Source organism: Burkholderia stagnalis (assembly GCF_902830275.1).
Taxonomy (GTDB): Bacteria; Pseudomonadota; Gammaproteobacteria; order Burkholderiales; family Burkholderiaceae; genus Burkholderia; species Burkholderia stagnalis.
Genome location: NZ_CADESW010000040.1, coordinates 1 through 18,227, shown reverse-complemented (window position 1 = coordinate 18,227; position 18,227 = coordinate 1). Strand labels below are relative to the sequence as shown.

The window sequence follows — 18,227 nt, the reverse complement described above, 5'->3', positions numbered from 1 at the left end:
GCAGCGACGCCGTGCCCGTGCGGCGGCGCGCGGGCACGGCGATAACCGTACGTAGCCGCCCGACGCCGGGCGGCACCTTCAATAGGGGCAGACAAGGTGCGTATCAAGGACGAACTTCTGAAAGACGAGACCGGGCTGAAGCTGGCTTCCGTCGAACCGGTCTGGTCGCTTCGCGAGCAGTCGCAGGAAATCTACGATGCATTGGCGAAAACCGAACCGGCGCTCGGCGACGTCTACGGGCTGCTGGACGGCGAGCTGCCGGTGCAGAAGCAATGGGCGTTCGGCGATTACGGCCCGGTGTCGCGTCCGGACCGCCACGTCCGGGCGTTCTATCTCGATCTCGGCAAGCTGACGAGCGTGTCGGACGGCCGCGGCTTCATCGCGATCAAGGGCACCGAGCCCGTGTCGGAAAACTTCGCGAGCATCGCCAAGCGCATGGGCGAGATGTGGAACGTGTTCAGCTGGACGATCGGCGGCCAGGCGCGCCCCGTGCTCGAGGATCTGTCGCTGATGAACCAGCTCGAACGCTTCCCGATCAGCGAGGGCAAGCCGCCGGGCGTCCACCCGCTGTGGGATGCCGACGACGAGGCGCGCTGCGCGCTGCAATTGCAGACCGCCTATTACCGCCGCTTCGGCCGGCTCGCGCGGATTCCGACGCCGCTGTTCGTGTATCGCTGGCCGGAGGCCGTGCGCGAGCAGGCGCTCGACGTGCTGCGCCCGCTGCTGTCGCCGCGCACGGCGATCCTCGTCGAGGCGATGATCCGTGACGAGCTCGGCGCGTACGTGTACCACTACCCGGCGTATCCGATGCGCGCGATGCACGTGCGCGGCGGCGACGTGGGCGTGGAAGTGCCGTACGACAAGCGTCATGCGGCGCTGCGCGAGCTGACCGATCCCGATACGGCGATCGAGCGCTGGATTCGCCTGACCGCCGAGTTTCTCGCGCTCGGCTGGATTCCGACCGATCCCGCACACTTCGGCCGCGGCAACTGCCTGATGGCGCAGAACCTCGTGCTGGACGGCGGGATCGTCGACGTGAACAGCATTCGCCACGTGTCGACGATGCGCGCGCCGGGCGAGCTCGATTTCGCGGTGCGGCAGAGCGTGCGCGAGCTGACGCAGTCGATCAGCTGGTTCCTGGTCGGCACCGAGGCGGGGGTGCCGTGGTTCCAGCGCATTTTCGTCGACGCGTTCGCGCACGTGTGGGACGCGCTGCGGCGCGAACTCGCGGAGCTGGACGCGCCGCAGGAAATCCAGGCGGTGTTTTCGACGCGTGACGGCACGTATCGCTCGCTCGACCGGCTGTTCCGCAATTACTTCGGGCTGAGCGCGTATCGCCCGCAGGACGCCGAGGCGCGCGAGTATCGGCAGCCTGCGCAGCGCGGCGCCTGACGCCTGAACCGCAACGGGAGTCCTTCTCATGCAGATCGCCGCATCCCTCAAGACCAGCGAGTTTTCCGATCTCGTCGCCGCGCTGCGCTGGCGCGCCGAACACCAGCGCGAGCGCCGCGCGTTCGCGTTCGTCGACGGCGACGACCTGAATGCCGCCGAGCCGCTTTCCTACGGCGAGCTCGACACCCGCGCGCGCGCGATCGCCGCGCGGCTCGTCGAGCAGGGCGCGGCGGGCCGGCCGGTGCTGCTCGTGTTTCCGTCCGGCCTCGACTTCATCGCGGCGTTCTGGGGCTGCGTCTATGCGGGCGCGATCGCCGTGCCGCTCGCGCTCCCCGAGCGCGCGCGCAGCGACGCCGCGCTGCGCCGCATCGAGGGCGTCGCGGCGGACGCGCAGCCGCATTGCCTGCTGACGACGGACGCCGCCGATGCGCAGCTTGCGGCGCTGTTCGCGCCCGTGCCGGTGCTGCGCGACCTGCCGCGCATCGCCGTGGATCGCGTCGAGCGCAGTGTTGCCGATCGCTGGCAGGCGCCCGCGCTGACCGGCGACACAGTCGCGTGCCTGCAGTACACGTCCGGTTCGACCGGCACCGCGAAAGGCGTCGAGCTGACGCACGCGAACTTCATCGCGAACAGCCTGCGCGCATCCGAAGGCTCGCAGCTGACGAGCGACAGCGTGCTCGTCACGTGGTCGCCGACGTCGCATGCGGCCGGGCTCATGTATGGCGCGTGCCTGCCCGTATGCATCGGCTTTCCGGCCGTGCATCTCGCGACCCATCTGTACGTCGAGCAGCCGGTGCGCTGGCTGCGCGCGATCTCGCATTTCCGCGCGACGCATTCGGGCGGCCCGAACTTCGCCTACGACCTGTGCGTGCAGCGCGTGAAGCCGGAGCAGTGGCGCGCGCTGCGCCTCGACTGCTGGCGCAATGCGTACAGCTCGGGCGAAACGGTGCGCGCCGACACGCTGCGGCGTTTCGCTGAAGCAGCCGCGCCGGCCGGCTTCAGCGCCGATGCGCTGCAGCCGTGCTACGGCATCTCGGAAGTGACGATGCGGGTCACGGAAGCGCCGGCCGGGCGGTTTCCGCTCGTATGCCGGTTCGACGCGCGCGAGCTGGGGCAGGGCCGCGCGGTCGAGCTGGCCGACGGGCGCGACGATGCGCGCGCGGGCGTCGAACTGCTCGGCTACGGGCCGCTGGAACACGCGGGCCGGACGATCCGGATCGTCGATCCGGCGACGCTGGGCCCGTGTCGCGACGGGCAGGTCGGCGAAGTGTGGCTGGCGGGCGCCGACGTGGCGCGCGGCTACCTGAACCGGCCCGACGAGAGCGCGGCGACGTTCCACGCGACGCTCGACGGCGATCCGGCCGTGTACCTGAGAACCGGCGATCTCGGCGTCGCGCATCGCGGCGAACTGTTTCTCGTCGGCCGGCTGAAGGAACTGATCATCATCCGCGGCGCGAACCATTTCCCGCAGGACATCGAACAGGATGCCGAGCAGGGCGGCGCGCACGCGGGCGTCGGGCGCGCGGCGGCATTCGCGCATTCGGTCGCCGGCGAGGAGATGCTGGTCGTTGCAGCGGAAGTCGAGCCGTCGACGTTTCGCGACCCGGACGACGCGGCGGCGGCGATGCGCGACCTGGTCAGCCGCCGGCACGGGCTGCGGATTCACGACGTCGTGTTCGTCGCGCCCGGATCGCTGCCGCGCACCGGCACCGGCAAGCTGCAGCGCACGCTGTGCGCGGCGCGCTATGCGGGCGGCGAACTCGACGTGGTCGCGCGGGCCGGCCGCCGCGCCGCCGCAAGCAACACGGCATCGGCCGCGCGCGCGGGCGCCGATCTGCGCGCGTATCTGCGGCGCGCGCTCGCCGAATGCACGAACCTGCCCGAAGACGAGATCGGCGATCGGCCGTTCGCCGAATACGGGCTGGATTCGCTCGGCGTCGTGCGTATCGCGGCCGAGCTCGGCGAGCACCTCGGCCGGACGCTGTCGCCGACCGTGCTGTACGACCATCCGAGCGTCGATGCGCTCGTGCGCCATCTGACGGGCGGCGACGCGCACGACGCGGCGCCGCTGGCCGAAGGCGCCAGGGCCGGCGCCGCGGGGCCGGTCGCGATCGTCGGGATGAGCATCCGCTTCCCCGGCGGCGAAGGGCTCGACGCGTACTGGCGGCTGCTCGCCGACGGCATCGACGCCGTCACCGAAGTGCCGGCCGCGCGCTGGGACGCCGATGCCGTCTACGACCCGGAGCCCGGCGCGCCCGGCAAGACCAACAGCCGCTGGGGCGGCTTCGTGGACGGTGTCGACCAGTTCGACCGCGAGCTGTTCGGCCTGTCGGAGCGGGCCGCGAGCGACACCGATCCGCAGCACCGGCTGCTGCTGGAGGCCGCGTGGGCGGCGATCGAGGACGCCGGCATCGCGCCCGATGCGCTGGCCGGCAGCGCGGCCGGCGTGTTCGTCGGGATCTCGCAGTCCGACTACGGGCGGATCACGCTCGCGCGTACCCACGATTCGAGCCCGTTCGTGTCGACGGGCGCGAGCCCGGCCGTCGCGTCGGGGCGGCTGTCGTACACGTTCGACCTGCACGGCCCGAGCGTGTCGGTCGATACGGCGTGCTCGTCGTCGCTCGTCGCCGTGCATCACGCGTGCCGCGCGCTCGCCGACGGCGAATGCGACGTCGCGCTCGCGGCCGGCGTGAACCTGATCCTCACGCCCGAACGGACGATCTCGCTGAGCCACGGCACGTTCTTCTCGCCGGACGGCAAATGCAAGCCGTTCGACGCGCGCGCGAACGGCTACGTGCGGGCGGAAGGCGTCGGCGTGGTGCTGCTCAAGCCGCTCGAGCGCGCGGTGCGCGACGGCGATCGCATCTACGCGGTGATCCGCGGCAGCGCGGTGAACCAGGACGGCCGGACCAACGGGCTGACGGCGCCGAACGGGCTCGCGCAGCGCGACGTGGTGCGCGCCGCGCTGCGCAGCGCGGGGCTGCGGCCGCGCGACGTCGGCTATGTGGAAGCGCACGGCACCGGCACCGCGCTCGGCGATCCGATCGAGGTCGAGGCGCTCGGCGCGGTGTTCGCGTCGGACGGCCCGCGCGACGCGCCGCTCGCGATCGGCTCGGTCAAGTCGAACATCGGGCATCTCGAGGCGGCGGCCGGCATCGCCGGGCTGATCAAGGCAGCGCTGTGCCTGCATCGGCGCACGCTCGTGCCGACGCTGCACCTGCAGGAACCGAACCCGAACATCCGCTTCGCCGAACTGCCGATCGTCGTGCAGCGGCAGGCCGAGCCGTGGCAAGCGGCGGCCGCGCGGGTCGCGGGCGTCAGCTCGTTCGGCTACAGCGGGACCAACGCGCACGTCGTGCTCGAAGAGGCGCACGCCGCGGCGCCGGACGAGCGGGCGGGCGAAGCGCCCGGCGCGGCGCAAGCAAGCGCCCGCGCGCGGCACCTGCTCGTGCTGTCCGGCGCGAGCGACGGTGCGCTGCGCGATCTCGCGCAGCGCCATGCCGCGCATCTCGCGCCACTCGACCCCGCACAGCTCGCGGACGCGTGCTTCACCGCCGCGACGGCGCGCCCGCACCTGCCGCACCGGCTGTCGGCCGTCGGCGCGACGCCGGCCGAGCTTGCCGCGACGCTGCGCGCGTTCGTCGACGGCGGCGAACCCGCCGGGCTGCACGTCGCGCGGCTGCGCGCGGGCGCCACGCCGAAGATCGCGTTTTTGTATACGGGCAGCGGCGCGCAATACGCGGGGATGGGGCGCGACCTGTACGACGCCGAGCCGGTTTTCCGCGACGCGATCGACCGGTGCGAACGCATCCTCGCGGACGTCCTCGACGTGCCGCTGAAGGCCGTGATGTTCGGCGAAGGCGTCGACGCCGCGCTGATCGACGAGCTTGCCTATCTGCAGCCGTCGCTGTTCGCGTTCGAGTATGCGATGACCGAACTGTGGCGCTCGTGGGGCATCGAGCCCGACGTCGTGATCGGCCACAGCCTCGGCGAACTGGTGGCCGCGTGCGTGGCCGGCGTGTTCGATCTCGAGGACGGGCTGCGGCTCGTCGCCACGCGCGGCCTGCTGATGCAGTCGGTGCCGCGCAAGGGCGAAATGCTCGCGATCGTTGCGGATCTCGCGCGCGCCGAGGCCGTGGTGCGCGACTGGCCGGACGACCTGGCGATCGCCGCGATCAACGGCCCCGAAAGCATCGTGATCTCGGGTACCCGCGAAGGGATCGGCGGCGCGCAGGCCGCGCTCGACGCCGTGGGCGTGAAATGCACGCGCCTGCAGGTGTCCGGCGCCGCGCATTCGGCGCTGATGGACCCGATCCTCGACCCGTTCGAGGCAGTCGCGTCGCGCGTGCGGTTCCAGCCGCCGCGGATCGCGGTCATCTCGAACGTGACGGGCGCGGTCGCCTCCGCGGACGACCTGTGCTCGCCGCGCTACTGGCGGCGCCATATCCGCGATACCGTGCGTTTCGCGCAGGGGATCGAGACGCTGCTCGACACGCGCAGCGAGATCGTGATCGAGGTCGGGCCGCGCCCGACGCTGCTCGGGATCGCGCGCGACATCGTCGGCGACGCGCCGGGCGTGTGGCTGCCGTCCGTTCACAAGGGGCGCGGCAGCATGGAGCAGTTGACCGACAGCGTCGGCGCGGCGCACGCGCATGGCGCGCGCGTCGACTGGCACGCGTTCCATCGCGGCGAACCGCGGCGGCGCGTGCCGCTGCCCGCCTATCCGTTCCAGCGCAAGCGCTACTGGGTCGACGACGAACCGCGCGCGGACGCTACGCCGGCGGCGCCGGGCCGGCATCCGCTGCTCGGCCGGCCGCTCGGCATCGTCGGCGCATTCGAACAGACGCTGTCGCGGCTGCCGGCGTTCATCGGCGAGCATCTCGTGTTCGGCCGGGTCGTGTTCCCGGGCGCGGGCTTCGTCGAAACGGCGCTGGCGGCCGCACGCGAGCAATGGGGCGACGGCGCGTTCCGGCTGACCGACGTGGGCCTCGCGGCGGCGCTCGTGATCGGCGACGGCGACGCCCGCCGGCTGCACGTTCACGCGCTGCCGGACGGCGACGACGCGCTGCAGGTGCGCATCTTCAGCGGCACGCCGCGCGGGGCCGACGGCGACGCCGCGCCGATCGAGCACGTGCGGCTCGACGTGCGACGTGTCGACGCGTCGCCGGGCAGTATCGACGTGACGTCGCTGCGCAAACGCTGCGACACGCGCGTCGAACCCGCCGACCAGTACGCGAAGGTGCACGCGCTCGGCCTGCAGATCGGCGCGGCGTTCCAGGGCATGCGCGAGATCCGGCGCGGCGACGACGAAGCGTTCGCCGAGATCGAACTCGACGACGCGAGAAGCCGCGAGCAGGGCGCGTACCTGATTCATCCGGCGATGCTCGACTGCGGCTTCCAGTTGAGTGGCGTCGCGCAGCGCGAAATGTCCACGCTGTCGGTGCCGGTCGGTTTCGAGCGCATCACGTTCTTCGCGTCGCCGGGCAAGCGCGTGCTGTGTCATGCGCGGATTCGCGAGCAGCAGGGGCCGCACATCACGTCGGACATCCGCTTCTTCGACGCCGACGGGCGCGTGCTGATCGAGATCGACGGCTACGTCAAGCGCACGGTGCGTCCGGAAACGCTGATCGGCGCATCGGCCGATTGGGCGCGCTGGGTCTGGCGGCAGGAATGGCGCCCGGCCGCCGCGGTGCGGCTCGCCGCGCGCGCCGCAGCGCCCGGCGGCCGCCACTGGCTGGTCGTCGCGCGCGGCCGGCTCGCGAGCGGGCTGGCGTCACGCCTTGCGAGCGCGGGCGACCTTTGCACGCTCGTCACCGACGCCGGGCACGACACGGCCGGCGACGTTCCCCGCATCGTCGTGAACGAAGGCGGCGCGGACGAATTCGAGCGGATCGCGCGACAGGCGGCCGAGCGCGCGCCCGTGACCGATGTCGTTTTCGCGTGGCCGGCCGATGACGAGACGGATGCGCACGACGCCGACTGGCGCCGCGCACTCGCGTCGAACAGCCGCACCGCGCTGGATGCGGTTCAAGGCGCGCTGCGGCACGCGGACGCGAGCGGCGCGACGGTGCGCCTGTCGTTCGTCACGCGCGGCGCGCAGCCGGCCCAGGCGTCTGACGTGGCGCTCGACCAGGCGCCGCTGTGGGGCTTCGCGCGCGTCGTGCGGCGCGAGCATCCCGAATGCGAAACCCGCCTGATCGACCTCGACCCGCGCAAGCCGGCCGACGCGCAGGTCGACTGGCTCGCGGACGAGCTTCGCGACGCACCGGCGGCAGACGCCGATGGCGCGATGCCCGAAATCGCCGTGCGCGACGGCGCGCGCCATACGCCGCGGCTCGTGCGCTTCCAGGCCGGCCCGGCCGCGCCCGAGAACCGCGTGCGGGCCGACGCGACCTATGTGGTGACCGGCGGCCTCGGCGGGCTCGGCCTCGCGGCCGCGCGGCGGCTCGTGGAACGCGGCGCGCGCGCGCTCGTGCTGGTCGGCCGGCGCGGCGTGACCGCGGAAGCCGAACCGGTGCTGCAATGGATGGACGCGCAGGGCGCGCGGGTGCTCGTGCAGCAGGCGGACATCTCGAACGCTGACGACGTCGCGCGCGTATTCGCCGAAACGCGCCGCACGATGCCGCCGCTGGCAGGCGTGCTGCATTGCGCGGGCCTCGTCGCCGACCGCGCGCTGGCGCAGCAGACGTGGCACGGCTTCGAGGAAGTGTTCGGGCCGAAGGTTGCGGGCGCGTGGCATCTGCATCGCGAAACGCAGGCCGACGCGCTGGATTTCTTCGTGCTGTTCTCGTCCAACTCGGCGCTCGTCGGCCTCGGCGGGCAGGCGAACTACGCGGCTGCGAACGCGTTCCTCGACGGCTTCGCGCACCACCGGCGCGCGCTCGGCTTGCCCGCGCTCGCGATCGACTGGGGCCCGTGGGCGCAGATCGGCCTCGCGGTGCGCGCGAAGCTCGCGAAGGAGCGCCTGACGATCGATCCGCAGATCGGCCTGCAGGTGCTCGACGGGCTCATCGACGCGCAGACGGACGCGCCGCAGGTCGTGGTGCCGACGACGACGCACGACGCGCCCGCCGCGAAAAGCGCGCCGGCCGCGACGGATCTCGTGCAGCGGCTGGCGAGGACGGACGCCGGCGAACGGCTGGCGGCGCTGCGGGATTTCGTCCGCGACGCGGTCGCGGCCGTGTCGGGCGCGTCGGCCGAGGACGTGCCGGACGATCGCGCGATCGTCGATCTCGGCCTCGATTCGCTGATGACGGTCGAACTGCGGCTCAAGCTCGGCGCGGCGACCGGCGGCAAGCGGCTGCCGAACACGTTCACGCTCAATCACCCGAGCGTCGCGGCGATGGCGGAGCAGTTGCTGCGCGACGTCGCGCCGCTGCTGTCGGGGCAGGCGGGTAATGCACAGGCGGACCCGGCGCGCACGGACGGCACCGGCACCCCCAGCGCCAGCACGCCGCCAGCCGCCGACGGCAGCGCCGGCCGCGCGTCGAACGTGGTCTCGCTGCCCGGCAACGCATCGAAGACGCCGCTCGTGCTGGTCCACGGGATGGGCGGCTACGCGTGGTCGTACCTGCCGCTGCGGCAATACCTCGGCGACCGGCCGCTCGTGATGCTGAACAAGGTGCTCGGCGGCGAAACGCTGCAGGAGTATGTCGCGCTGCTGGTCGAGACGCTGCGCAGCCAGCAGCCGCACGGGCCGTACCTGCTCGGCGGCTGGTCGGCCGGCGGTCGGCTCGCGTTCGAGGTCGCGGCGCTGCTGGAGCGCCAGGGCGAACGGGTGCTCGGCGTGCTGATGTTCGACGTCTACCGGCAAACCGGCGTGCGGCTCGCGAAGTTCGTCGAAGCACGCGGCGCGATGGACCGCGATCCGGCCGACGCGACGCTTGCCGGCATGCACGCGATCGAGCGTCTCGTCACCGTGTTCGGCACGGACATCCGGCTGGCAAGCACGGGCGACGTGCTGCATCTCGCGCGGCTGGTGCTGCCGCATGTGGCCGCGCCGGTGAGCATCGAGCGCGCCGGCGTGGCGGAGGCCGCGAAGTGGTTCCTCGATCAGCTCGCGGAGAACGGGCGCGGACTGATGTTGCCGGACCCGAGCGGCGAAGTGGTCGAGGCGCTGGAGACGCTGTTCACGATCCGGCGCTTCTACCGGATGACGATGGGCGAGATACAGGGGGACGTGACGCTGTCGGCGCAGGCGTTCTCGATCAACATCGCGGGCAACGCGTTCTCGCGCGGCTGGGAGCGGCACTTCGCGGCCCCGGTGCGCGAGCTGGACGTCCGCATCGAGCTCGCCGCCGCGCCGCAGTTGACGCCGTTCTCGTGCTTCGCCGAACACATCGCGATGTTCGATCGCGAGAACGTCGCGCTGTTCGGCCCGCAGGTCGCCGAATTCCTCGCCACGCTCGACGGGGGCGCGACGGCCGCGCCCGCGCCGGGAATCGAAGTGTCGCCGAATCAGGAGGAAAACGATGTCGCCACCGTTGTTTCTGACCGCGCTTGACGCGGACGCGCGCCGCCTCGCGCACGACGTGCGGGTCGCGCACCCGTTCCGTCGCGAGCCGGTCGTCGGCGCGGACGCCGCGCTGCGCTGCCTGCACGAACTGGCGGATACGCTCGACGCCGAGCTCGACGTGCACCTGCGGTTCGACGGCGACGCCGGGATCGCCGCCGCCTGGCGGTGCGGCCCCGCCGAGCGCGCGATCGACGGCGTGACGCTGGCGCTGACGAACGCGGCGGGCGAGATCGCCGAGCTGCGCATCGCGGTGCGGCCGCTGCCGTTCGTCGCTCCGTGGCGGGCGCGGTTCGAACGCGTGACGGCCCTGCCGCGCGACGTCGATGCACACGACACCGTGCCGCGCGACGCCGCCGCGCCCGTGCAGCGGCGGCTGCCGTTCCCGCTGAGCGACGACGTGGCGTTTCACGGCCCGGCGTTCGTCAAGCCGGTGCGCGGCGTGGATGCGGTGTCCCATGTGCTCGGCTACGCGAGCGCGGTGTACGGCGAATGCGACTACGGCCCCGCGTTGCGCAACGGCGCGCATTTTTTGCGGGCGTTCACGTCGAAACAGCTGCCGCTCGAGATCGTCAGCATCGCGCATCTCGACGCCGGAGACCGGATCGACGAATGGACCGCATACATGCAGCCGTGGGACAACATGGTGCTGTTCCGCGAGCGCCTGCGCGCGCACCTCGGCGACTATCTCGATGCGTCGTACTACGGGGAATCGTAGCGGTGCGCACGTATTTCCGAGCGGCACGCCGGCACATCGGTGAGCCAGCGAACCGAACCCAAGGAGACCCACTGTGTCGATGACCGATCCCCTCGCGTTGCTGCTGAAACGCCGCTCCACGCCGACGCGCCAGCTGGGCGGCGCGCCGCCCGACCGCGCGACGCTGAACCGCTTGCTGGAGGCCGCGATTCGCGTGCCGGACCACGGCAAGCTCGAACCGTTCCGGCTGATCCTGCTCGAAGGCGACGCGAAGCTGCGCTTCGGGGAGCGGCTCGCCGCGCGCGCGTCGCAACGCGCGAGCTTGTCGGAGACGCAGCAGGAGAAGGAGCGGCTGCGCTATACGTTCGCGCCGCTGGTGATCGCGGTGATCGCGCGCGTGGATCCGGACCACAAGGTGCCGGTCGTCGAGCAGCAACTGAGCGCGGGCTGCGTCGCGTACAACCTGCTGCTCGCCGCGTCGGCCGTCGGCCTCGGCGCGCAGTGGCTGACCGGCTGGGCCGCGTACGACGCGGAAGTCGCGGCGATCCTCGGGCTCGCGGCGCACGAGCAGACGGTCGGGTTCGTCCACGTCGGCCAGCCGGCCGAGGACGTCGCCGAGCGCAGCCGCCCGGCGCTCGACAGCGTGCTGAGCGTCTGGACGCCGGCAGCAGCGGCGGGGCAGGCCGCTGCCTAGCGCGCTATACACCAACCACGCATCATGGCGAACTTCACCGACTTTCATCGCACCTTCCCGCTGCCGGACGGCACGACCGCGCGCATCGTGTCGCTGCCGGCGGTCGCGCGCGCCCATCCGCGCGTCGCGCGTTTCCCGCCGTCGATCCGGATCCTGCTCGAGGCCGCGCTGCGCCGCGCCGACGGCGCGCACGCGGCGACGGAGCACGCGCAGGCGCTGCTCGACTGGCGCGCCGGCGACGGCCGGGACATCCCGGTCTGGGTCTCGCGCGTGCTGCTGCAGGATGCATCGGGCATTCCGCTGCTGTGCGATCTCGCGGCGATGCGTTCGGCCGCCGTTCGGGCAGGCGTGCATGCGCAGGCCGTTCAACCGACGCTGCCCGTCGATCTCGTCGTCGATCATTCGGTCGTCGTCGACGCGTATGGCGATGCGGCCGCACACGACACGAATCTCGCGGCGGAATACCGGCTCAACGCGGAACGCTTCCAGTTCGTCAAATGGGCCGCGCGCGCGTTTCAGGGCGTGCGGGTCATTCCGCCCGGCAACGGCATCGTCCACCAGATCAATCTCGAGTTCCTGGCCGGCGTGGTCGCGCGGCGCGACGGCTGGCTGTTTCCCGACACGGTGGTCGGCACGGATTCGCACACGACGATGATCAACGCGCTCGGCGTGCTGGGCTGGGGCGTCGGCGGGCTCGAAGCGGAAATCGCGCTGCTCGGGGAGCCGCTCCACCAGAGCGCGCCGGAGGTCGTCGCCGTGCACCTGACGGGCGCGCCCCGTGGCCGCGTGCTGGCCACCGACGTCGCGCTTCACCTGACCCGCGCGCTGCGCGAAGCCGGTGTGGTCGGCAAGTTTCTCGAATTCGTCGGGCCCGGTGCGCGGGGCCTGTCGCTGCCGGATCGCGCGACGATCGCCAACATGGCGCCCGAATACGGCGCGACGACGGCCTTTTTCGGCATCGACGACACCACGCTCGCCTATCTGGCGCAAACGGGCCGATCGCGCGACGCGATCGACACGATCCGCGCGTACTACGCCGCGCAGGGCCTGTTCGGGATTCCGGATGCGGCGGACCACGACTACACGTCGGTGCTGTCGATCGACCTGTCGGCCGTCGAGCCGACGCTCGCGGGGCCTGCGCGGCCGCACCAGACGCTCGCCGTCGCGCAGCTTCCAGCGAGCGTCGCGAACGGCGGCGCGGCGCATTCCGGTGCGCCGGACGGGCTCGGCGACGGCGCCGTCGTGCTCGCCGCGATCACGTCGTGCACCAACACGGCCAACCCGGCGGCGATGCTGGCGGCCGGGCTGCTGGCGAAGCGGGCCGCCGCGCGCGGCTTGCGCCCGCCCGGTCACGTGAAGACGGTGCTGGCGCCAGGCTCGCGCGCGGTGACGCGCTATCTTGAGCGCGCGGGACTGCTCGAACCGCTGCAGCGGCTCGGCTTCTTCGTCGCCGCGTACGGGTGCGCGTCGTGCGTCGGCAATACGGGCGCGCTCGCCGACGGCGTCGAAGCGGCGGTACGCGCGCGCGGCCTGTCGGTGGCCGCAGTGCTGTCCGGCAACCGCAACTTCGAGGGTCGCATTCACCGCGCGATCAAGGCCAACTATCTCGCGAGCCCCGCGCTCGTCGTGGCCTACGCGCTGGCGGGCACGGTCGCGCGCGATCTCGATGCGGCGCCGCTCGGGGTCGATGCAGCCGGTGCGCCGGTCTTCCTGGCCGACGTGTGGCCCGACAAAGCGGACATCGACGCGCTCGTCGATGCGGTGGTCGACGAGCGCGCGTACGCCGGCCTGTATGACGACGCAACGGGCGAGGGCGGCGACAGCACCGGCTGGTCGCGCATCGATGCGCCGGCGTCGCCGCTGTTCGAATGGCGCGACACCTCGGGCTATTTCGTCGAACCGCCGTTCTTCGACCCGCCGGCGCGCGACGCGCGGCCGTTCGGGCCCGTGCGCCGCGCGCGCGTGCTCGCCGTGCTCGGGGATGGCGTCACGACCGACCATATCAGCCCGGTCGGCGCGATCGCGGCCGACAGCGAGGCGGCCCGCTACCTGCGCGCGCGGCAGGTTCCCGACGACGCGTTCAATACCTATGGCGCGCGCCGCTGCAACCATCACGTGATGATGCGCGGCACGTTCGCGAATCCGCATCTTCGCAACCGGGTGGGCGGGCTCGACGCGGGCCCCGTCGCCCGTTCGGCGCGCGACGGCGCGACGCGCAGCCTGTTCGACGTCGCGATGGAAAACCGCGACGACGGCGTGCCGAGCGTGATCGTCGCGGGCGCGCTGTACGGCTCGGGAAGCGCGCGCGACTGGGCCGCGAAGGGCACGTCGCTGCTGGGCGTCGCGGCGGTCGTCGCGGCCGGCTTCGAGCGCATCCATCGCAGCAACCTGGCGCTGATGGGCGTGCTGCCGATCGAAGTGGGCGCGCCGAACGCACTCGATGCGCTTGCATGGGACGGTTCCGAATGCATCGACATCGATTTCGATCCGCACGCGCGAGCGCCGCGCCCGCCGGCCACGGTCACCGTCCGGCGCAACGGGCGCGAGGTCGCGCGCGTGGCCGGCACGCTGCGCATCGATACGCTGGCCGAATGGCGTTACGTGCGCGAAGGCGGCGTGCTGCGCGCGATCTTCGCGGGCACGATGAAGCGCGCGCGTTGACGCTGCTGAACGCGCGCCTCTAATATGAAAAATGCCGTGGACGGGCCGCCCGATCGCCCGCGTCGGCAACGAAGGCCGTCCGGGCGGCCGTGCGACGCGCGAGGCCGGCGCGCGTCGCAGCCCGCGCGGCCCATGCCGTTCGGCATCGCTTCGGTCGTCCGGCTCGGCCGATCAACGAGGAGTGGCAAACATGGCTGACACGCCGATGTCCGGGCTGGAATTCCTGCGCGCCGCGGCAGCGGGCGACGTACCCGCCGCGACGATGTGGAGCACGATGCCGATGCGCGCGGAAACCATCGAGCCCGGCTACGTGAAGATGATCGCGCGCGCGGACGAGCGGCACCTGAACTCGCAAGGCGCCGTGCATGGCGGATTCGCGGCGACCGTGCTCGACTCGGTGACGGGCTGCGCCGTCCATACGATGCTCGACGCGCACGCCGGTTACGCGACGGTCGACCTCAGCGTGAAGATGCTGCGGCCGGTGCCGCTGTCCGTCGACCTGATCGTGGAGGGGCGCGTGGCGCACCTGTCGAAAAGCCTCGGCATCGCCGAGGGCGTGCTGACCACGCCGGACGGCAAGAAGGTCGCGCTGGCGTCCGCGACCTGTCTCATCCGGCGCACGGACGCCGCGCGCTAGCGTGCCGCCCCGGCCGCGCATGCGTTACGCGGCCGTCCTCACCGGCGCGAAATCCGGATCGGCGATCCGCGTGTCCAGCGCCGCGCCCGCCGATTCGACGAGATGGTCGGCGAAGGTCCGCACTTTCGACGGCAGGTGCGTGCGCGACGGATACGCGACATGAATGTCGGCCGGCGGCAGGTGGTAGTCGGCCAGCAAACGCACCAGCCGGCCTTCGCGCAGGTCGTCGTCGACCATATGACACGGCAGCAGCGCGATGCCCATGCCGAGCACGGCAAGCTGGCGCAGCATGCTCGAGTTGTTCGCCAGCGCGACGTTCGTCGGATTCACCTGCACGGGCCCGTCCGGGCCGAGCAGCTCCAGCTGCTCGCCATACCGTTCGAGCGGCAGGTGCAGCCACGCGTGCCCGGCCAGATCCTCCGGATGCGCGGGCGCGCCGTGCTTCTTCAGATAGGCGGGCGCGGCGCAGACCATCATGCGCGTCCTCATCAGCCACCGCTTGACGATGCTGTCGCCCGTCACCTGGCGGCCCATCAGCACGCCGACGTCGAATCGTTCCTCGATCAGGTTGACGGGGCGATCCGTCAGCGTCAGGTCGAGCGTCACCCGCGGATAGCGCTGCGCATACGCGCTCAGCGCCGCCGAAAATCCGTGCAGGCTGAACATCGGGTGCGCGGCAATGCGCAGCGTGCCGGCCGGCTCCCGCGTATGCGCGGCGACCAGCCGCTCGGCCCGTTCGAGATCCGCGAGGATCCGGCTCACGCATTCCAGATACGCCTGCCCCTGCTCGGTCAGCGACAGGCGGCGCGTGCTCCGCTGGAACAGGCGGGCGTCCAGATGGCTTTCGAGCGACATCACGAGCCGCGTCGCGAGCGAATTCGAAATCCGCAACGCGCGCGCGGCCCGCGAATAACTGCCGAGTTCGGCGATCCGGACGAATACGCGTATCGACTGCAGATAATCCATTGAACTGCCCCTGTCTCTCGGTTGGTCGTCCGTGGCCGCCGCCGGGCTCTTCTTGACGAATTAGGACGCGCGTCTTAGTATGAAGATATTGTAGGACGAACATCCTAATCGTGCCTCGCAATTTGGAGGCGACCCAGGTGACCGTGCAAGGCGTTCCGCACCGGGCCTGGCCACAGGGCAGGACTTTCCATGAAAGCCGAATCGACTCGCGATCTCATCGTTGCTTCCGCCGACCAGCTGTTCTACCAGCAGGGCTACCAGCACACGTCCTTTTCCGATATTGCCGGCGCGGTGCAGATCTCGCGCGGCAATTTCTATCATCACTTCAAGACCAAGGACGAGATCCTCGACGCCGTGATCGACGCGCGGCTCGCGAATGTGCAGGCCATGCTGGACGAGTGGGACATCGAATGGTCGGCGCCGCTCGATCGCCTCAAGCGCTTCTCGCAGATGCTCGTCACGAACCGCAGCAAGATCATGCGTTCCGGCTGCCCGATCGGCACGCTGTGCACGGAGCTCGGGAAGCTGAATCACGATGCGCACGACCGCGCGAACGAGCTGCTGTCGCTGTTCCGTGCATGGTTGAGCGCACAGTTCGACGCGCTGGGCTGCGACGCCGCCGATATGTTGGCGATGCATCTGCTGTCGCGAACGCAGGGTGTGGCCGTGCTGGCGAATGCGTATGCCGACGAGCGGTTCATCCAGCGCGAAGTCGAGCAGATCGACGCATGGCTCGACACGGTGGCGGGAGACGCCATGCGCGTCGCGCGGTAACGGGCGCGGGGCGCGCGCCCCGGTCCGGATAGCTTGCACCGGGCGGCCGACGGCCGCCCGAACTGTGCCGCGATAAGAAAAAACATCCGGACGATCGCGCCGGAGCGTCACGCTTTGCACTACTGATTGTGAAGAATTCGTGAAGCCGCTCGTCGCGAAGGCCGGGATGCGGCGGCTCAAGAGGCTTTTTCGACCTGGAGAGGGGTAATGGAAACAGTACGAATCGAATCAAAACGGCCGCTGTACTGGCTGGCGCTCGGCGCGTTTTGCCTGTCGACGGAAGGGTTCATGATCGCGCCGCTGCTGCCGAGCATCTCCGCCGATCTCGGCCGGAGCGTCAGCGCCGCCGGGCTGCTGGTGAGCGTGTTCGCGTTTGCTTATGCGATCAGCTCGCCGATCCTGACGACGCTGACCGGCAACCTCAATCGCCGCACGTTGCTGATCGTCAGTCTCGCGGCGTTCGCCGTCGCGAACGTGGTCGCGTGGCATTCGACGACGTTCGCACAACTGATGGCCGCGCGCATCCTGCTCGCGTTCACCGCGGGCCTCTTCTTGCCGAACGCGAATGCCGTGGCCGGATCGCTCGTCGCGCCCGAACAGCGCGGCCGCGCGCTCGCGATCGTGAACGGCGGATCGAGTGTCGCAATCGCGCTCGGCGTGCCGCTCGGTTCGATCATCGCGAGCTTCGGCAGCTGGCGCTCGACATTCGCGAGCGTGGCCGTGCTCGGCGCGATCGCGACGATCGGCCTGAAGTTCGGCTTGCCGAAAGGCTTCGGCAAGGGGCTGCCGACGGCGACGCTGACGCAGCGGCTCAACGTCGGGCGCAGGCCGGCCGTGCTGACGGCACTGTTGTCGACGATGTTGTGGGCGACGGGCGCGTACGTCGTCTATACGTACATCGCGGCCTATATCGTCGAAACGCTCGGCGCGCACGGCGTGCCGCTCAGCATCGTGCTGTTCGCGTGGGGCGTGTCGGCCGTGACGGGGATGATTCTCGGCGGCCGCCTGACCGACAGGCTCGGCGCGCATCGCGTGATCGTGATCATGCTGAGCGTGCTGACCGCGGCATTCATCACGCTGTCGTTGATTCATGCCTACGCGCCACCCGCAATCGCGGTCGTGCCGGTGATCGTCGCGGTGATCTGCTGGGGCGCGTCGGTCTGGGGCTTCATCGCGCCGCAGCAGTCGCGGCTGATCGGCATCGGCGGCGTGAACGTCGCACCGGTGACGCTGTCGCTGAACGCGTCGTTCATGTACATCGGATTTTCGTTGGGCTCCGGGTTGGGTGGATACGTGCTCGGCACGCAGGGCGTCGGCGCGCTCGGCTGGATCGGCGCCGCGTTCGAAGCGGCGTCGCTGGGCATCGTGCTCGTCACCGCGCGCCGCAAAGCGGTGCCGGCGGCCGCGCCTCGCGAACTCGTCGACGGGTGACGGCTGCGGTGTTCGAGGGCCGGGTGCGCGGGCACGGCTGCCGATAGGCGCCGGTGCGCGGCGCCCGGCCGCGCACGCACGCGTCGCCACCGACGCTGCATCGTCCGCCGGTCCGGCGCGCCCGCGTATGCCTGCGGGAAAGTGCAGACAGGCATCGTCAGGAATCCAGTTCGATGAATATCTTTTCTACCCACCGTACACGCGTGGCGGGGGTCGTGACGGCCATCGCCGTCGCGATCGGCCTCTCGCTGTCGGGCGCCATGCGGGGCAGGGCGAGCGTGCCGGCCAAGGCGGCGCCGCTGCCCGAAGTCGACGTCGCCACCGTCGTGCCGCAGACCGTGACCGACTGGCAAAGCTATTCCGGCCGTCTCGAAGCGATCGAGAAGGTCGACGTGCGCCCGCAGGTGTCGGGCACGATCGTGTCGGTCAACTTCAAGGACGGCGCGCTCGTGAAGAAGGGCGA

General features: G+C 71.1%; 9 protein-coding genes and 1 pseudogene. 9 read left to right on the top strand and 1 reads right to left on the bottom strand.

Going from position 1 to position 18,227, the window contains the following annotated elements; translation table 11 throughout:
• The first annotated feature begins 96 nt into the window (after positions 1-96).
• The 6 genes from HWY45_RS35325 to HWY45_RS35300 all read left to right on the top strand — a co-directional run bounded on the left by HWY45_RS35325 (position 97) and on the right by HWY45_RS35300 (position 14,593).
• Entirely contained in the window at positions 97-1,392 is a 1,296-nt protein-coding gene (locus tag HWY45_RS35325; RefSeq protein WP_059884812.1) for a hypothetical protein, read from the top strand.
• A 28-nt stretch (positions 1,393-1,420) separates the two neighbouring features.
• On the top strand, positions 1,421-9,895 hold the full coding sequence (locus HWY45_RS35320) for a type I polyketide synthase (protein WP_059884814.1): 8,475 nt from the start codon (positions 1,421-1,423) through the stop codon (positions 9,893-9,895).
• Positions 9,864-10,622, top strand: coding sequence for a hypothetical protein (locus HWY45_RS35315; protein WP_060333206.1), 759 nt, complete (start codon positions 9,864-9,866; stop codon positions 10,620-10,622). Before HWY45_RS35320 ends, HWY45_RS35315 begins: the two co-directional genes overlap by 32 nt.
• Positions 10,623-10,701: 79 nt before the next feature.
• Entirely contained in the window at positions 10,702-11,295 is a 594-nt protein-coding gene (locus HWY45_RS35310) for a nitroreductase family protein (protein WP_059884823.1), read from the top strand.
• 24 nt (positions 11,296-11,319) lie between these two features.
• Complete coding sequence (gene acnA, locus HWY45_RS35305) at positions 11,320-13,956, top strand: aconitate hydratase AcnA (protein ID WP_059884819.1); 2,637 nt, start codon at positions 11,320-11,322, stop codon at positions 13,954-13,956.
• Positions 13,957-14,146: 190 nt separating this feature from the next.
• Complete coding sequence (locus tag HWY45_RS35300) at positions 14,147-14,593, top strand: PaaI family thioesterase (RefSeq protein WP_059565714.1); 447 nt, start codon at positions 14,147-14,149, stop codon at positions 14,591-14,593.
• 24 nt (positions 14,594-14,617) lie between these two features.
• On the opposite strand, the gene HWY45_RS35295 is transcribed toward HWY45_RS35300, so the two are convergent.
• A complete protein-coding gene (locus HWY45_RS35295) occupies positions 14,618-15,559 on the bottom strand; it encodes a LysR family transcriptional regulator (protein ID WP_059884821.1) in 942 nt (313 codons plus the stop codon).
• Between the two features lie 189 nt (positions 15,560-15,748).
• Here HWY45_RS35295 and HWY45_RS35290 point away from each other — a divergent pair, with 189 nt between their 5' ends.
• From HWY45_RS35290 to HWY45_RS35280, 3 genes and pseudogenes are all read left to right on the top strand, one after another.
• Complete coding sequence (locus tag HWY45_RS35290) at positions 15,749-16,333, top strand: TetR/AcrR family transcriptional regulator (RefSeq protein WP_059810366.1); 585 nt, start codon at positions 15,749-15,751, stop codon at positions 16,331-16,333.
• A 207-nt stretch (positions 16,334-16,540) separates the two neighbouring features.
• Positions 16,541-17,764, top strand: a complete 1,224-nt coding sequence (locus HWY45_RS35285) for an MFS transporter (RefSeq protein ID WP_059565717.1) — start codon at positions 16,541-16,543, stop codon at positions 17,762-17,764.
• 173 nt (positions 17,765-17,937) lie between these two features.
• Positions 17,938-18,227, top strand: a pseudogene (locus tag HWY45_RS35280) (efflux transporter periplasmic adaptor subunit); the annotation flags it as partial.